Raw genomic sequence first — 16854 nt, forward strand, 5'->3', positions numbered from 1 at the left:
GTATCCCGCCATACGCAATTTTGTGGCCGGCAAACCCCTCGAAAATGCCTCTACGTCTGCGATGGACGTATTTAGCCCCCTCACGGGCGAGTTGATTTCCACGGTGCCGCTGAGCGGGGCCGAGGCGCTGGATGCCGCCGTGCAGGCCGCCAAAGCCGCCTTCCCGTCATGGTCGGCTACGCCCATTAAAGAGCGGGTGCAGATTTTCTACCGCTACAAAACGCTGCTGGAGCGCGACATGAAAGCCCTGGCTGAGCTGGTGCGCGAGGAAAACGGCAAAACCATGGACGAGGCCCGCGCCGAAGTCGAAAAAGCCATTGAGCTGACCGAGTTTGCCTGCTCCATGCCGCAGCTCATTCAGGGCGAGTTTCTGGAAGTGAGCAAGGGCGTGGAAGCCCGCGCCGAGCGCAAGCCGCTGGGCGTGGTGGCCAGCATCGCCCCGTTCAATTTCCCCAATATGGTGCCCCACTGGACCATTCCGAACGCCATTGTGCTCGGCAACACCATGATTCTGAAGCCCTCGGAGCAAGTGCCGCTGAGCGCCGTCAAAATTGCCGAGCTACTGAAAGAAGCCGGCCTGCCCGATGGCGTGCTGAACGTGGTGAACGGCGACAAGGAAATCGTGGAAGCCATCTGCGACCACCCCGACATTCAGGCCGTGAGCTTCGTGGGCTCCACCAAAATTGCCAAAGTCGTTTACATCCGCGCCACCAGCAACCTCAAGCGCTGCGTGGCCCTCGGTGGCGCCAAAAACCACCTGATGGTACTTCCCGATGCCCACCTTGAAATGACGGCTTCCAACGTGGCTGCCAGCATGTCGGGCTGCGCGGGCCAGCGCTGCATGGCAGGCTCGACGATGGTGGGAGTGGGCCCCGTCGATGACATCGTAGCCAAAATTGTGGAGGAGGCGAAGAAAATTGTGGCCGGCCAGAACCTCGGCTCCGTCATCAGCAAAGAAGCCAAGGCGCGCATCGAGCAGCACATCACCGAAGCCGAAGCCGCTGGTGCCAAAGTCCTGCTCGACGGCCGCAACGCCGTTGTGCCCGGCCACGAAGACGGCTATTATGTAGGTGCCACCGTCATCGACTACGTGACGCCCGACATGCGCATTGCCCAGGAAGAAGTCTTCGGCCCGGTGCTCGCCATCATGCGCACCAACACGCTGGACGAGGCCCTGGCCATCGAAAACGCCAACCCCTACGGCAATGCCGCCGCCGTCTTCACCAGCAGCGGCAGCAGCGCCCGGTATGTAATGGACCACGCCAACGCCGGCATGATTGGCGTGAACATCGGCGTGCCCGTGCCCCGCGAGCCCTTCTCCTTCGGCGGCTGGAACGAGTCGAAATTTGGCGCCTGCGACATCACCGGCAAAAGCTCCATCGAATTCTGGACGCAGCTCAAGAAGACCACGACCAAGTGGAACCCCGAGTCGCGGGTGAACTGGATGAGCTAGAAAGGTCAAGAGAAGAGAAAGAACGTCATGCTGAGCGCAGCCGAAGCATCTCTACCGCGCAACGCGAATCAATCGATTGGATTTACTGCTGCAGTAGAGATGCTTCGGCTGCGCTCAGCATGACCTTCCTAGTGTGCTCCCCTCCTTTAATAAATAACAAACCCAACCAACACACACCACGAGAATTCCCACTCAACACGGCGCGATTCCGCCCGCCCCGTGGCGGAACGGAAGGCTTTTCTGAAGAGCGCACAATGCCCAAACAACTTGCCCGCACCGGGCCGCAGAGATAGAAGGCTGCCCAGTGTTTCGTAAGTTGTTGCGCCCAACGGAAAAGTCTTCCGCTTCCGTTTCCCCCAACCCGTTCCTTCGACCTTCATGGAAACCACCTTCGCCACCGACAAAGACCAAATCCTGCACGACAACCTCGACCACACGCTCTTCTCGTGGTCGAAGCAAACGGGCCTGAACCCCATCAATGCCGAGCGCGCCGAGGGCGTGTACGTGTACGACCGCGACGGCAAGCGCTACATCGACTTCTCGGCCCAACTCATGAACGTGAACATCGGCCACGGCGACCAGCGCGTGACCGAAGCCGTGGCCGCCCAGATGCGCGAGCTCAGCTACGTGTACCCCGGTATGATTACCAAGGCCCGCGGCGACCTCGGCAAGCGGCTGGCCGAAATCACCGCGCCTAACCTTACCAAGGCTTTTTTCACGCTGGGCGGGGCCGAATCGATTGAGAATGCCATCAAGCTGGCGCGGGTGTACACCGGCCGCCACAAGATTGTGTCGCTGTACCAGTCGTTTCACGGGGCCAGCTACGGCGCCATGAGCGTGGGCGGCGACCCCCGCAAGTTCGCCGTGGACAGCCAGGCCATGCCCGGCACCGTGCACGTCGAAAACCCCTATTTCTACCGCTGCCCCTGGTACTCCGAAACGCCCGAGCAGTGCGCCCAGCGCGCCGCCGACGCCATGGAGCGCATTATCGGCTACGAGAACCCCGGCAGTGTGGCGGCCATTGTGCTCGAAGGCGAGTCGGGCACGTCGGGCTGCATCAAGTACCCGCCCGGCTACTGGACGCGGGTGCGCGAAATCTGCGACAAGCACGGCATCCTGCTCATTGCCGACGAGGTGATGTCGGGCTTCGGCCGCACCGGTAAGTGGTTTGGCTCCGACCATCACAATGTCAAAATTGACATCATGTGCATGGCCAAAGGCATCACCGCCGGCTACCTGCCCCTGGGCGCGGTGATGGTGGACGAAAAAATCGCCAAGTCCTTCGACGATAAGCCGCTGCCGCTCGGCCTCACGTATTCGGCACATCCGGTTTCCTGCGCCGCCGCCGTGGCCGTGCTCGATATCTACGAGAGCGACAACCTGCTTGAAAACACCGTGGAAATGGGCAAGTACATGGACGAGCAAGTGGCCCAGCTCATGCGCCACCACCCCAGCATCGGCGATTGGCGCAACACCGGCCTCTTCGGCTGCCTGGAGCTGGTGAAAAACCGCGACACCAAAGAGCCGATGGCCCCCTGGAACGCCACGCCCGCCCAAATGGACATCATAAACCAAGTCGCCGCCAAAATCCGCGAGCTGGGCATGTACACCTTCGTGCGCTGGAACTACATTTTCATCTGCCCCCCGCTGACAATTAATAAGGAGGAGATTGACGAGGGTTTGGCGATTATTTCGGAGGCTCTGGAAATTGCGGACAAGTACGTGAATTAGCACGTAGCGCGGACTTTGCAGTCCGCGTCTCCGCCCTTTATAGCATCGTTCCACCTATTCGTTCCGGGACGCGGACTACAAAGTCCGCGCTACACTTCACATGTCCATTCTCCTCAAAAACGGCCGCGTCGTCACCGCCGATTCGGACGCCGTCTGCGATATTCTAATTGAAGGCGAAACCATCGTGTCCATCGGCCGCAACTTGTCGGCCGAGGGCGCGGAAGTGATTGACTGCACTGGCAAACTGGTGATGCCTGGCGGCATCGACCCGCACGTGCACCTCGAAATGCCTTTCATGGGTACTTTCAGCTCCGACACCTACGAAACCGGCACCCGCGCCGCCCTGCACGGCGGCACCACCACCGTCATCGATTTCATCCTGCAAAAGCAGGGCAACTCGCTGCGCTCGGCCTTTGAGGAGTGGAGCGGGCGCGCTACTGGCAACGCCGTGGGCGACTACAGCTTCCACATGGCCGTGACGGATTTCAACCCGAGCACCAAGGAGGAAATCAAGGACATGATTGCCGAGGGCATCACCTCCTTCAAAACTTTTATGGCTTACAAAGGCGCGCTCATGATTGATGACGCGCAGATGGTGGGCCTGATGCAGGAAGTGAAAAAGCACGGCGGCCTCGTGACGGCCCACGCCACTAACGGCGACATGATTGACACGCTCATCGCCCAGCACCGGGCGCAGGGCAAGCTCACGCCGCTCTACCACTACCTTTCCCAGCCCGAAGTGACCGAAGCCGAAGCCTCGGGCCGCTTCGCCGACATCGCCAACTACACGGGCGTGAATGCCTACATCGTGCACCTCACCTGCGAGGGCGCCCTAAACCAAGTGCGCCGCGCCACCGAGCGCAACCAGCGCGTGCTGGTCGAAACCTGCATTCAGTACCTGGTGCTCGATGCGTCGCTCTACGAGGATGAGGCCAACGGTGCGAAGTGGGTGATGTCGCCCCCTTTGCGTGAGAAAAAAGACCAGGCCACGCTCTGGGCCGGCATCAACCAGGGCCTTGTGAACGTGGTGGGTACCGACCATTGCCCCTTTATGTGGGAGCAGAAACTGATGGGCAAGGACGACTTCTCGAAGATTCCGAACGGGCACCCCGCCATTGAGCACCGCATGGAACTGCTGTTTTCGGAAGGCGTAAGCACCGGCAAAATCACGCCGCAGAAATTTGTGGAAGTCACCTCGACCAACCCCGCCAAAATCTTCGGTATGTTTCCGCGCAAAGGCACCATCAGCATCGGCGCCGACGCGGATTTGGTGATATTTGACCCGCAAAAAAAACACGCCATTTCGGCCAGTACGCACCACATGAACTGCGACTACTCGGCCTATGAAGGCTGGGAACTAACCGGCAAGATTGAAACTGTGCTACTTCGCGGTCAAGTAGCCGTCGATGCCGGCGAAACCAAGGTTTCGAAGGGCTACGGAAAGTTCGTCAAGCGCGGCAAAACGAACATTTAGGTCTGCGTCGGTCATTGCGAGTGGAGCGTAGCGCAGCGCGGCAATCCGTCCGGTCAAAACCACTCACTTTCTAAAGAGAAAAGCCCTGTTTTTTGTGTAACTTTTAGCCCTCTTTGGGTTACCTGCTCGAATTTAACTTCATCACATTTTTAAGCTTAGCGCTGAGAACAGGACGGATTGCTTCGTCGTGCCTCCTCGCAATGACAAGCTTCATTCCCACAACCAATTACAATGCCCAGAATTATTAAATCCGGCCTCATCCAGATGAGCTTGCCGATGACCGAAGGCGAAGGCACCATCGAGGAAATCAAGGAAGCCATGGTGCAGAAGCACATTCCGCTCATTGAAGAAGCCGGCCGCCAGGGCGTGCAGATTCTTTGTTTGCAGGAAATCTTCAACACCCCGTATTTCTGCCCCGGCCAGGACAAGGCCTGGTACGCCTCGGCCGAAGCCGTGCCCGGCCCGACTACGGACCGCATGGCCGAATACGCCAAGAAATACAACATGGTGATGATTGTGCCCGTGTACGAGCGCGAGTCGGCCGGCTTCCTCTACAACACGGCCGCCGTGATTGACGCCGACGGCACCTACCTCGGCAAGTACCGCAAAAACCACATCCCGCACACCACCGGCTTCTGGGAGAAGTTCTTCTTCAAGCCCGGCAACATGGGCTACCCCGTGTTCCAGACCAAATACGCCAAAGTGGGCGTGTACATCTGCTACGACCGCCACTTCCCCGACGGCGCCCGCATTCTGGGCCTAAACGGAGCCGAAATCGTGTACAATCCCTCGGCCACTGTGGCCGGCCTCTCGCAATACCTCTGGAAGCTGGAGCAGCCCGCGCACGCCGCCGCCAACGGCTATTTCATGGGCTGCATCAACCGCGTAGGCGAGGAGAAGCCCTGGAACCTGGGCCGCTTCTACGGCACCAGCTATTTCGTAGACCCGCGCGGCCAAATCATCGCGCAAGCCGATGAGTATAAAGACGAATTGCTGATTGCCGAATTCGACCTCGACATGATTGACGAGGTGCGCAATACCTGGCAATTCTTCCGCGACCGCCGCCCCGAAACCTACGAGAAACTGGTAGAACTGTAGGCGCTTGGCTAACCTAAAAACGGTCGTGCGAAGAATTGTCGGAGCATGACCGTTTTTTATTTCCTACTAATCTCGAATTAATCTGCCCCAATGGCTGAATTTTCTACACCCACCACTGAGCAGCAATTCGCGGAAAATTTCGCGCAATTGAAGCCGGTGATGAACCGCACCGAGGCGCTGTACGAGAGCTCCCGCTGCCTGTTTTGCTTCGATGCGCCGTGTATAAAAGCGTGCCCGTCGGGGATTGACATTCCGCAGTTTATCCGCCAGATAAACTCGGGCAACGACACTGGCGCGGCGCGCACCATTTACGAGGCTAATTATTTCGGTAATGCCTGCGGCAAAGTGTGCCCCACGGAAGTGCTCTGCGAAGGCGCCTGTGTGTACAACTTGCAGGAAGTGAAGCCGATTGAGATTGGCCGCTTGCAGAGCTACGCCACTACCAAGGCAATTAACAGCGGCAAACATTTGTTCGGCTCCGGCGCGGATAATGGCAAGAAGGTAGCTGTAATTGGGGCCGGTCCGGCGGGTATCTCCGCTGCGTGTGAATTGCGGGCGCTGGGCTATGGCGTCGATGTTTTCGAAGCCAAAGCGCAACCTTCAGGATTGACAGTGTACGGCGTTGCGCCCTACAAAATCACCAACGAAGAAACGCTGGCCGAAATGGCCTATCTGCAAGCGCAATTCGGCTATAATGTGCATTTTAATTCGGCTATTTCTTCGCGTGCGGAATTAAAAAAGCTGGAGGAAAAATACGACGCTATTTTCCTCGGAATTGGCCTCGGCAAAACCAACGAATTAGGTTTGCCCGGTGAGGATAAAATTAATTGCACCGGCGCAGTAGAGTTTATTGCCGAGTTGCGGCAGCATCACCACGAAGTAGCGGTGGGCCGCAAGGTAATTGTGCTTGGTGGCGGCAACACCGCCATGGACGCCGCCTCTGAATCTTCGCGCCTTGGGGCGGAAACCGTTCTTCTGGCTTACCGCCGAGCAAAGGAAGAAATGGGTGCTTACGAGTTCGAGTACGACTTGGCCAAAGGGGTAGGAGTGAGGGGTTTGTTCAACGTGGCGCCGGTGGAAATTACCGGTAATGGCTACGTCGCGGGTGTTAAATTCATTCGCACCGAAACCAAGGACGGCAAGGTGCAGGAAATTGCCGGCTCTGAATTCGTCGAGCCATGCGACATGGTCATTAAAGCCACGGGCCAAGCCAAGCAGACCGAATTTTTGAGCCTGATTCCCGGCTTGAAACTGGATGGCAAGGGCCGCATTCTTGCCAACGCGCACACTGGACAAACTTCCAATCCGAAGTACTTCGCTTCCGGCGATGCCTGGAATGGCGGTGCCGAAGTGGTGAACGCGGCGGCTGAAGCCAAGCTCACGGCGCGCGGTATTCACGCTTATTTGAGCAAGTAATTTTCTTTTCACGATACCAAAAAAGAACGTCATGCAGAGCGTAGCGAAGCATCTTTATCGCGCAAGTATTTAAATTACTCCCAAGGTAAAGATGCTTCGCTGCGCTCTGCATGACGTTCTAACAGAATATAGAATATGCCCGACCTATCCATAAATTTCGCCGGCATTAAATCGCCGAACCCGTTCTGGCTGGCTTCGGCCCCGCCCACCAATTCCGGCTACCAGGTGATGAAAGCCTTCGACGCCGGCTGGGGCGGCGCAGTGTGGAAAACGCTGGGCGTGCCCGTCGTGAACGTTTCGAGCCGCTACGGCGGCGTGAATTACCGCGACAAACGACTGGTGGGCTTCAACAACATCGAGCTGATTTCGGACCGGCCGCTCTCGCACAACCTGCGCGAGATTGAGGAAGTGAAAAAGCGCTTCCCCAACCACGCCGTCATCGCCTCGCTCATGGTGCAGAGCCGGCAGGAGTGGCACGACATCGTGCGCCAGAGCCAAGACGCCGGCGCCGACGGCTTTGAACTGAATTTTGGCTGCCCGCACGGCATGTGCGAGCGGGGCATGGGCTCGGCGGTAGGGCAGGAGCCCAAGGTGCTGCAGATGATAGTGGAATGGGTGATGGAAGTGGCCCAGAAGCCCGTCATTGTGAAGCTCACGCCCAACATCTCCGACATCACGGAGCCGGCCATGGCCGCCCGGCGCGGCGGGGCCGATGCCATTTCGCTCATCAACACCATTCAGAGCATCGTGGGCGTTGATTTGGATAAGTTCGCGCCGTACCCGATTGTGGACGGCAAGGGCACCAACGGCGGCTACTGCGGCCCGGCCGTGAAGCCCATTGCCCTGAACATGGTGAAAAACTGCGCCCAGCACCCCGATATCAAGCTGCCCATTTCGGGCATTGGTGGAATCGAGAACTGGCGCGATGCCGTGGAGCACATATTGCTGGGTGCCAGCTCGGTGCAGGTGTGCACGGCGGCCATGCACTTTGGCTTCGGCATTATTCGGGAGATGACGTCGGGCCTGGAGCAGTACATGGTGGAGAAGGGTTTCAACACCATCAATGACATGGTGGGTAAGGCGCTGCCCAACGTGCTGCACTGGGAAGACCTGAATATGAAGTACAAGGTGACGGCCAACATCAACGAGGACAAGTGCATTGGCTGCCAGCTGTGCTACACGGCCTGCGAGGACGGCGCCCACCAGGCCATCAAGCTGAACGCTGGCACCCGCGTGCCCGAAATCATCGAAGAAAACTGCGTGGGCTGCAACCTGTGCTCACTAGTCTGCCCCGTGGAGCAGTGCATCACGATGGAGCAAACCGATTCTGGAACCCAGCACCTCACCTGGAAGGAGCGCACCGAGGCCGGCGATATTCCGACCAAATTCGAAGACGAGAAAGCCGGCGGCCGCCACCACTGGGTGCCCGAGCCTGCGGCCGCATTGGGCAAGGAGCGTCACAAAACGCTGCCCGGCAAAGCACGCCTCTACTCGGGCGAAACCCAGGTGCCGGCCCAGGCCGAAGCATAAGTGCGCCAGCACTTGTAAACCTAAAAATATAATCAACAGAGAGGCCCCTTGGTAACGCGCCAAGGGGCTTTTGGCTTGATATGGGGGCGTTGGGTGGGCGTCCGTAGAGCAACAATGGAGTTGGGAACGGTTGGACTTGGCCCTTCGAAAACCACAACGGCAGGCGGAACAGGACCGTATGAGTAAAGTGCTTGTGGCTAGGGCAAACGCAACGGAAAAGTCAACTATTTCGCGCTGCCATTTGTCTGGTATACAAGTCAGATTTGTCATTCAACGTGCTCGCGCACCTTCGCCATGAAAACGAAATCAGTGATTTTTGCCTTGGGCCTGTGCTTGCTCCTGCTGAGCGGCTGCGTGGCTTCGGTGGGCACTGGCTACGACTACGGATACTACCCGCCGGCTCAGCCGTATTATCCTCGCCCGTACTATGCCCGCCCCTATTATTACACGCCCCGCCCCGCGGTGGTGGTGCCGGTTCGGCCGTATTACCGGGGCAGCTACCACGGTGGCTACCGCGGCGGCAATGGCTACCACGGTGGCTACGGACGACGCCGCTAACCGCGGCTAGCGCCCTGCAAAGTTGAAAGAGGCTGTTCGCTGACGAGGCGGACAGCCTCTTTTTTGTGCTGGCCAGTCAGAAAGACCGGATATGTGCGGCCGGGTGTTCGTTCTTTGGCAAAATCTTGAGTTTCGCTGGTATGAAGTTTTTTGACCGGGGGCTGCGGTGCCTGCCACTATTCTCGCTGGTGCTGGGCCTGCTGCACTGTGCCACGAGCCGCGCCCAGGGCTATGCGGAAGGCGTGGGCCTGAGCTACGAAGTGCTGCCCCTGAAGCTGAGCGGCCGTGAGGCCGCCTTCCGGGCCGATGTGTACCGGGCCAATGTCATTGTGCCCCTTGCCGTGTCGGCCGATAGCAGCCACGGCCTGCTGCTGGGGGCCAGCCTCGAAGCCCTTCGATTCAGCGGCGAACGGCCGGGCTTCGCCGTGAACAATGTGTATGGCTTTTCGCCGATTGTGGGCTACCGCCAACGCATTTCGCCCAGGCTGGAGCTAACCGCGCTGGCGCTGCCGGCGTTGAACTCTGACCTGCGCGACGTGCGCGCGGCCGACATCACCTGGGGCGGGGTGGGGCGGGCCACTTTTCGCTTCAACCCCCGCCGTGCGTATCGGCTCACGGTGGGCTACCGCCAGCAGTTTTATGGGCCGCAGTACGTCTTGCTGCTGGGCCTCGACTGGCGGCTGGGGCAGCGCTGGCGGCTGTTTGGCGACTTGCCCACCACGGTCAACGTCAGCTACGCGGCCGGGCCGCGCGTCAACGTGGGCTTCAACCTCAACGGTATCAACACGGCCTACCGCCTGCAGGAGCAAAACCGGTATTTTCAGTACTTGCAAGGGCACTACGGGCTGTTTGCCGAAACCTACCTGAGCCCCTACTGGGCCCTGCGGGCCACGGCCGCCTACGCCGTGACGCGGCGCCTGGAAGTGTACGCCCAGAACGACCAATGGCCCGCCACCATCGACTACATCGGGCTGGGGCAGGCGCCCACGCCGCTCAGCCCGCGCATCGCGAAGGGCCTGGCGTTTCGGCTGGCGCTGAGCTACCGGGTGCCCGCTCCGTAGGCTGGCGGCGCTTACGCAGCGAAATCGGCTGGTGTGGCGGCCTCTATGGTAGCCGCTGCAGCGGCGGGTTTCGGCGAGTCGGCGTGAATAGAGGCCGACGTATCGCGCAAGTGCTGCGGCTGGCGCCCGTTCCTAACGGCCTGAATCTCGGCCACAATGGCCAGCGCTATTTCTTCGGGCGTTTCGCCACCCAAACTCAGCCCAATGGGGCTGTGCAGCCGGTGGCCGAGCACATGGCGGCGCTCTGCTTCCGACAATTCCAACTCTTCTAGCAGGCGGCCGGCTTTGGCGCGCGGGCCCAGCAGCCCGACGTAGGGCGCGGCCGTGGGCAGCAGGGTTTGCAGCGCGGCCAGGTCGTAGGCGTAGTTGTGGCTCAGCAGCACGTGGTAGGCGGCGGCGTCGGGCTGCTGGGTTTCTAGCTCGCGCACGGGCACAACGCGCACCTCGGCTGCTTCCGGAAACCGGGCGGCGGTGGCCAGGTTTGGCCGGCCATCCACCACGGATACCTGCCAACCCAGCGACGCGGCCAGGCGCACCAGGGGCTGGGCGTCGTTGCCGGCGCCGTACACCACCAGCCGCAACGGCGGCGTCAGGATTTCCAGCAGGGCGCGCACGGGACCGGCGTCGGTCGCTACGTCCAGCACCCGCGACTGGCCCTGCGTCAGGGTGGCTTGCGCTGCCTGTGCCAGGGGCGCGGCCAGCAGGGGAGTGCCCCGCACCACGCCACCGGCCGATAGCAGCAGCCGTTGGCCCACGGCGGCCCGCAAGCCGTTGGCATCCGCCTCAAACACGGTGACCAGCACCGCCGGCTCCGGATGCTGAGCAAAGCCGCGCAGCAGCTCCATGGGGTTGTCGGGGGCGTTGAAATCCAGCGGTTCGAGCAGGATGCGCACCACGCCCTGGCAGCCGGGGCCCAGGCCGTGGCGCGGGTCGTCCTCGTCGCGGGTGTCGTACGTCACCAGCGCCGGCTCGCCCTGAAAAATGGCTCGGCGCGCCCGCTGGCGAGCATCGCCTTCCAGGCAGCCCCCGCTGATGGCGCCGGTCAGCTCGCCGTCTTCGGTGACGAGCATGCGGGCGCCGGGGCGGCGGTAGGCCGAGCCCAGCACCTCGACCACCGTGGCCAGCGCGCAGGGGCGGGCGGCGGCACGGTGGCGGTCGTAAGCAAGAAGGAGGCGTTGGAGTTCGGTCATTGCAAGCGGGTGGAGCCAGGAATACGCCTGGTGGCGGGGCTGGGTTATGAAAACCACTGGCCTGCGGAGGTGGTTTGGGCTGGCAGCAGGCCACCCGCCCAATGGCGGGTAATATTGCCTTTCATGAGCCTTAACATCCCCATCTATCAATTAAGCGCCCTGGCCGAGCCCGGTGAAAAGCCGGCGGCGGTGCTCTTTTTGGGGCCGGACTCCGCGCCGTCGCAACTGCCCATCCACCGGCCGTACCGCAGCAATTATTACAAGATTGGCTTGGTGCTGCGCGGCCGGGCCCGCCTGCAAGTCGACCTCGAAACCTACGAGCTGGGCCCCGGCTCGCTGATGGTGTTGTCGCCCTACGTCATCAAGCAGTGGCCTTCTTTCTCGGCTGATTTTGAAGGGCTGAGCATCTTTTTTACCCAGGAGTTTATCTCAGCCAGCAGCAGTCTGAACCTGAATTCGTTTGCCTTTTTCGAGCGGGATGCCCGACACGTGTTTCCGCTGACGCCCGCCCACGCCGAGGGCATCGGGGCGGTGCTGCGCAGCATTGGGCAGAAATACGCGGCGCCCCATGCCTACCGCGAGGAAATTCTGCGCAGCCTCATCCACATTCTGCTGCACGAAATCGCGCCCATCTACAGTGCCGGGCATGTTTCGGGAAGTGCCGTTCAAACGCGCAGTCAGCTCATTGCCGCTGAATTTAAGAAGCTGGCCAGCCGCCACTACGCCACCGAGCGCAGCCTGGCTTTCTACGCCGACAGGCTTTGCATCACGCCCAAGCACCTGGCCGAAACCGTGAAGGAAGTGACCGGCAAACGCGCCGTGGAGTGGCTGGCCGAAGCCGTGCTGCTCGAAGCCAACGTGCTGCTGCAAAACCCGGCCCTGAGCATTGCCCAGGTGGCCGATACCCTGCATTTTGCCGACCAGTCCACATTCGGCCGGTTTTTTAGAAACAACACCGGCGTTTCGCCGGCGGCCTTCCGGCAGCGGCTGTAGAAAGCCGTCACTTGCCCGGCCATGTGAGGCCTGCCGCACTTGGGCCCAATCTTCCCGCCGTTTGGCCCTTTCGCCGGCCTGCCGCCGGCCAGAGCTTTGCCCCATGAAAATCATCGTAACTGGTTCCCTCGGGAACATCAGCAAGCCCCTGGCCACCGAGCTGGTGCAGCAGGGCCACGCCGTCACCCTCATCAGCAGCAAGGCGGAGCGGCAGTCGGAAATTGAAGCTTTGGGCGCCACGGCCGCCATCGGCTCGGTCCACGACGTGGCGTTCCTCACCGCCACGTTCCGCGGCGCCGATGCCGTGTACCTGATGGTGCCCCCCAGCTTCGGCACGCCCGATTCGCGGGCGTACCATCAGCAAATCGGGCGCAGCTACGCCCAGGCCATTCGGGCGGCGGGAGTGCGGCGGGTGGTGCAGCTCAGCAGCTGGGGTGCGCACCTTTCAGAGGGCAACGGCGGCATTATCGGCACGCACGACGTGGAGGAAATTCTGGCCGAGCTGCCCGGCCTGGCCCTCACGCACCTGCGGGCCACCTCGTTCTATTACAACATGCTCAGCTTTATCGGCCTGATAAAAGCCCGGGGCATTATCGGCGTCAACTACGCCGCCGATACGCGGGTGGCCTTCGTGCACACGCAGGACATTGCCAGCGCCGCCGCCGATGAGCTGGCTGCCCCGGCCACGCCCGGCCGGCACGTGCGCTACGTGGCCAGCGACGAGCGGACGGCGAATGACGTGGCCCGCGTCCTCGGCGCCGCCATCGGCCGGCCCGACCTGCCCTGGGTGGCCTTCACCAACGAGCAGATGCAGGAAAACCTGGAACGCGTCGGCTTGCCTGCCACCCGGGCGACCGAAGTGGTCGACATTTACGCCAGCATCGGTAACGGCACGCTGGGCGAAGACTACGAGCAGCACAAGCCCCAACTGGGCCGGGTGAAGCTGGAGGATTTTGCCCAGGAATTTGCGGCGGCGTTTCAGGCCTAGAATTGATTAAAGATTCAAAAAAAAACGCCCCAAAACCTCACGGTTTCGGGGCGTTTTCTGTAGATATATTTTGATTTACAGCAGCTTGTCAATCGTGACGGGCAGGTCGCGCACGCGCTTGCCGGTGGCGTGGTAGATGGCGTTGGCCACGGCAGCGGCCACGCCCAGCAGGCCCACTTCGCCCAGGCCTTTCACGCCGAGCGGGTTCACCTTGTCGTCTTCCTCGCTTACAAACACCACGTCGATGTCGTGAATGTCGGCGTTCACCGGCACGTGGTATTCGGCGTAGTTATGGTTCATGTAGCGGCCGAAGCGGTGGTCCATCACCGATTCTTCCATGAGCGCGCTGCTGATGCCCCACACCACCGAGCCGAGCACCTGGCTGCGGGCCGTTTTAGGGTTGAGGATGCGGCCGGCGGCCACGGCGTTCACCACGCGCGTCACGTGCACGGTCATCAGCTCCGGGTCCACTTTCACTTCCACAAACACGGCGTTGTGGGCGTGCATGGAGTATTTGGGGGGCTTCAGCATTTCCAGCTTGGCCAGCACGGTGGAGTTTTCGGCTTCGATTTTGGGCTCGCCGCTGGCCTGCACGAGGTCGCGCAGCACCACGGCCTGGGTGTCGTCGGCGCGCAGGCGCAGCTGGCCGTTGGCGAACTCCACGTCCTCAATTTTGGCGTCTTTGAAAGCCGGGTGGTCCATTTGCTGGGCCTGTTTCAGCAGGGCTTCGCCGAGCTTGGAGCAAGCTTCTACCACCGAGTTGCCCACGGAAGCGGCCGTCCAGGAGCCGCCTTGCAGGGGCGACTGCGGCAGCGTGGTGTCGCCCAGCACAAAGGTCACGGCTTCGAGGGGCAGCCCCATACTCTGGGCCGCAATCTGCGTCATGATGGTGTAGGTGCCGGTGCCGATGTCGTTGGTACCGCTGCTCACGGTGAGGTGGCCGTCGGCGTCGAGGCTGGCTTTCACGGTGGCGGGCATCTTGGAGGCATCCCAGATGCCGCCGCCCATGCCCCAGCCCACCAATAGGTTGCCGTCCTTCATCGAGCCGGGCTCGGCGGTGCGCTTCTCCCAGCCAAATTTGGCCGCGCCCTCGGCGTAGCACTTGCGCAGGGCCTTGCTGGAGTAGGGGAGGTTCTGGGCCTGGTCGAAATCGGAATAGTTGCGGATGCGGAATTCGAGCGGGTCGAGGCCGGCGGCGTAGGCCATTTCGTCCATCGCAATTTCCAGGGCGATGGAGCCCGAGGCCGCGCCGGGCGCGCGCATGTCGAGCGGCGAAAACACGTCGAGCTTGCTCAGGCGGTAGCCCAGCTCCACGTTTTGGCAGTCGTAGAGCGTGCCGCTCCAGCCCACCACGTTTTCGGTGAAATCCTCAAACTGCGAGGTTTCGGCCACGGCCACGTGGTTGATGCCGGTGAGAGAGCCGTCGGCCGCCGTGGCCAGGGCCACGTGCTGCAGGGTTTCGGGCCGGTGGCCGAAGCTGAACATCTGCTCGCGGGTGAGCGATACGCGCACCGAGCGCTGCAGCTCCAGCGAGGCCAGCACCGCCAGAAACAGCTGGTACTGCGGCCGCAAGCCGGAGCCAAAGCCGCCGCCGGTGTACTTCGAAATCACCCGGGCCTGGTCCTTGCTCAGCCCGAAAATCTTCATCACGTACTGCTGGCTGTTGAAAGCGCCCTGCGTTTTGTCGTAGATGTTCAGGTTTTTATCGCCCAGCCACTCCACGGTGCTGGCAAACATTTCCATGGGATTGTGGTGCTGGGCGTGGTGCGAATACTGCGCTTCCATGTGGGCCACGCCCTCCTTCCAGCCCTTGCCGAAATTGCCGCGCGACTTAGGCGGCTTGTAGCCGGTTTTGCCCCGGCCGGGCTCGTAGGCCTCGTCGAGGTGCTTGGCCAGCTCGGTTTCGTGGGCCACCTCCTCGTACTCAATGTGCAGGATGGACGCCGCATAGCGGGCCAGCTCAAACGTGTCGGCCACCACCAGCGCCACGGGCTGCAGGCTGAATTTGATTTCGGCGTCGTGCAGCGGCCGGAAGGGCGAGCCGCCGGGCGCCACGTCGTCCTTGTAGCTGCGGTCGAGCCAAGCCAGCGAGGGCACGTTTTCGTGCGAGAAAACCTGGTGCACGCCCGGCAGCGCCAGCACCGGGGCGGCGTCAATTTTCGTGATTTTGCCTTTGGCAATCGGGCTGCTCACCACGTAGCCGTAGAGCAGGTTGGGCACGTTGAACTCGGCAGCGTATTTGGCGGTGCCGGCCACCTTCGCCGGGCCATCGACGCGGTTGGTGGGTTTGCCGATGTAGTCGGTGGTGTGGTGGCTCATGGGTTCGAGTTTTGGAAGGCGTCGGTGTCAACCAACTGATTCATTTCGGTGGCTTGCTTGAGGGCGCGCACGATGGCACGCTTGGCCAGCTCAATCTTAAACGTGTTGGCGCCGTAGCCTTTGGCCGGGGCCAGCACCTTGGCCGCCACGCGGCGGAATGTGTCGGCCGTGGCGGGCTGGCCCACGAGCATCGCCTCGGCCTCCTTGTCGCGCCAGGGCTTGTGGGCCACGCCGCCCAGCGCCAGGCGGGCATCTTTGATGGTGTCGCCGTCGAGCTCCAGGGCCGCGGCCACGCTCACCAGCGCAAAGGCGTAGCTGGTGCGGTCGCGCAGTTTCAGGTAGCTGAAATTCTTCTCGAAGCCCTTAGCGGGCAGGTCGAGGCCGGTGATGAGCTCGCCGGGCTCCAGGGTGTTGTCGCGCTCGGGCTGGTCGCCGGGCAGGCGGTGGAAATCCTCGAACTTGATGGTGCGCTCGCCGTTCGGCCCGCTCACGCGCACGGTGGTGTCGAGGGCGGCCAGGGCCACGCACATATCCGACGGGTGCGTGGCAATGCACTGGTCGCTGGTGCCCAGAATGCCGCACACGCGGTTGTAGCCGCCAATGGCCGAGCAGCCCGAGCCGGGCTCGCGCTTGTTGCAGGGCGTGGCCAGGTCGTAGAAATAGTAGCAGCGGGTGCGCTGCATGAGGTTGCCGCCGTCGGTGGCCATGTTGCGCAGCTGCGGGCTGGCCCCGGCCAAAATGGCCTGGTTCAGCAGCGGGTAGCGCTTTTCTACTTCGGGGTGCCAGGCGGTGTCGGCGTTGGTGGCGAGGGCGCCGAGGCGCAGGCCGCCGTCGGGCAGGTTCTCAATGGCGTCGAGGCCCAGCTTTTTGAGGCCGATGAGGTGCGTGGGCCGGGCCACGTTTTCCTTCATCAGGTCAATCAGGTTGGTGCCGCCGCCGATGTAGGCCGCGTCGTCGTGCGCGGCGTTAGCCTGCACGGCGTCCGCCACGGCCGTGGCTTGGGTGAAAGTGAAACTGTTCATTTTACTGAAATGAGGGGTGAA

At 61.5% G+C, this 16854-nt stretch carries 13 protein-coding genes; 10 read left to right on the top strand and 3 right to left on the bottom strand.

Annotation, left to right across the window (positions count from 1 at the left end; translation table 11 throughout):
* Positions 1-22 precede the first annotated feature (22 nt).
* The 8 genes from IC234_RS00980 (at position 23) to IC234_RS01015 (ending at position 10321) form a co-directional block, all read left to right on the top strand.
* Positions 23-1453: a CoA-acylating methylmalonate-semialdehyde dehydrogenase gene (locus IC234_RS00980; RefSeq protein ID WP_317173306.1), complete on the top strand. Its 1431-nt coding sequence runs from the start codon at positions 23-25 to the stop codon at positions 1451-1453.
* Between the two features lie 378 nt (positions 1454-1831).
* Complete coding sequence (locus tag IC234_RS00985) at positions 1832-3184, top strand: aminotransferase class III-fold pyridoxal phosphate-dependent enzyme (protein ID WP_190921966.1); 1353 nt, start codon at positions 1832-1834, stop codon at positions 3182-3184.
* A gap of 100 nt (positions 3185-3284) precedes the next feature.
* Entirely contained in the window at positions 3285-4658 is a 1374-nt protein-coding gene (hydA, locus tag IC234_RS00990) for a dihydropyrimidinase (protein ID WP_190921967.1), read from the top strand.
* Between the two features lie 231 nt (positions 4659-4889).
* Positions 4890-5756, top strand: a complete 867-nt coding sequence (locus IC234_RS00995; protein ID WP_190921968.1) for a nitrilase-related carbon-nitrogen hydrolase — start codon at positions 4890-4892, stop codon at positions 5754-5756.
* Between the two features lie 90 nt (positions 5757-5846).
* Positions 5847-7172 (top strand): FAD-dependent oxidoreductase, encoded by a 1326-nt coding sequence (locus tag IC234_RS01000; protein ID WP_190921969.1) that lies wholly within the window; start codon positions 5847-5849, stop codon positions 7170-7172.
* A 135-nt stretch (positions 7173-7307) separates the two neighbouring features.
* On the top strand, positions 7308-8702 hold the full coding sequence (gene preA / locus IC234_RS01005) for an NAD-dependent dihydropyrimidine dehydrogenase subunit PreA (protein ID WP_190921970.1): 1395 nt from the start codon (positions 7308-7310) through the stop codon (positions 8700-8702).
* A gap of 294 nt (positions 8703-8996) precedes the next feature.
* Entirely contained in the window at positions 8997-9260 is a 264-nt protein-coding gene (locus IC234_RS01010; protein ID WP_190921971.1) for a neuropeptide-like protein 29, read from the top strand.
* A gap of 140 nt (positions 9261-9400) precedes the next feature.
* Positions 9401-10321: a DUF6268 family outer membrane beta-barrel protein gene (locus IC234_RS01015; RefSeq protein ID WP_190921972.1), complete on the top strand. Its 921-nt coding sequence runs from the start codon at positions 9401-9403 to the stop codon at positions 10319-10321.
* An 11-nt stretch (positions 10322-10332) separates the two neighbouring features.
* On the opposite strand, the gene IC234_RS01020 is transcribed toward IC234_RS01015, so the two are convergent.
* Entirely contained in the window at positions 10333-11511 is a 1179-nt protein-coding gene (locus IC234_RS01020; RefSeq protein ID WP_190921973.1) for an XdhC family protein, read from the bottom strand.
* Positions 11512-11634: 123 nt separating this feature from the next.
* Here IC234_RS01020 and IC234_RS01025 point away from each other — a divergent pair, with 123 nt between their 5' ends.
* Together IC234_RS01025 and IC234_RS01030 are read left to right on the top strand one after the other, a co-directional pair.
* Positions 11635-12504 (top strand): AraC family transcriptional regulator, encoded by an 870-nt coding sequence (locus IC234_RS01025; protein WP_190921974.1) that lies wholly within the window; start codon positions 11635-11637, stop codon positions 12502-12504.
* Positions 12505-12607: 103 nt separating this feature from the next.
* Positions 12608-13492 carry an NAD(P)H-binding protein gene (locus tag IC234_RS01030; RefSeq protein WP_190921975.1) on the top strand — a complete coding sequence of 295 codons (885 nt, stop codon included), beginning with the start codon at positions 12608-12610 and terminating at the stop codon, positions 13490-13492.
* Positions 13493-13567: 75 nt separating this feature from the next.
* Here the strand turns inward: IC234_RS01030 and IC234_RS01035 are convergent, their stop codons facing one another.
* Both IC234_RS01035 and IC234_RS01040 read right to left on the bottom strand, forming a co-directional pair.
* A complete protein-coding gene (locus tag IC234_RS01035; RefSeq protein WP_190921976.1) occupies positions 13568-15811 on the bottom strand; it encodes a xanthine dehydrogenase family protein molybdopterin-binding subunit in 2244 nt (747 codons plus the stop codon).
* The gene (locus tag IC234_RS01040) at positions 15808-16833 is read right to left on the bottom strand and encodes an FAD binding domain-containing protein (protein ID WP_190921977.1); all 1026 of its coding nucleotides are present in this window, start codon (positions 16831-16833) and stop codon (positions 15808-15810) included. The genes IC234_RS01035 and IC234_RS01040 overlap by 4 nt, the downstream gene beginning before the upstream one ends.
* Positions 16834-16854: the final 21 nt, after the last annotated feature.

The organism is Hymenobacter armeniacus, assembly GCF_014699055.1.
In the GTDB taxonomy this organism is placed as follows: domain Bacteria; phylum Bacteroidota; class Bacteroidia; order Cytophagales; family Hymenobacteraceae; genus Hymenobacter; species Hymenobacter armeniacus.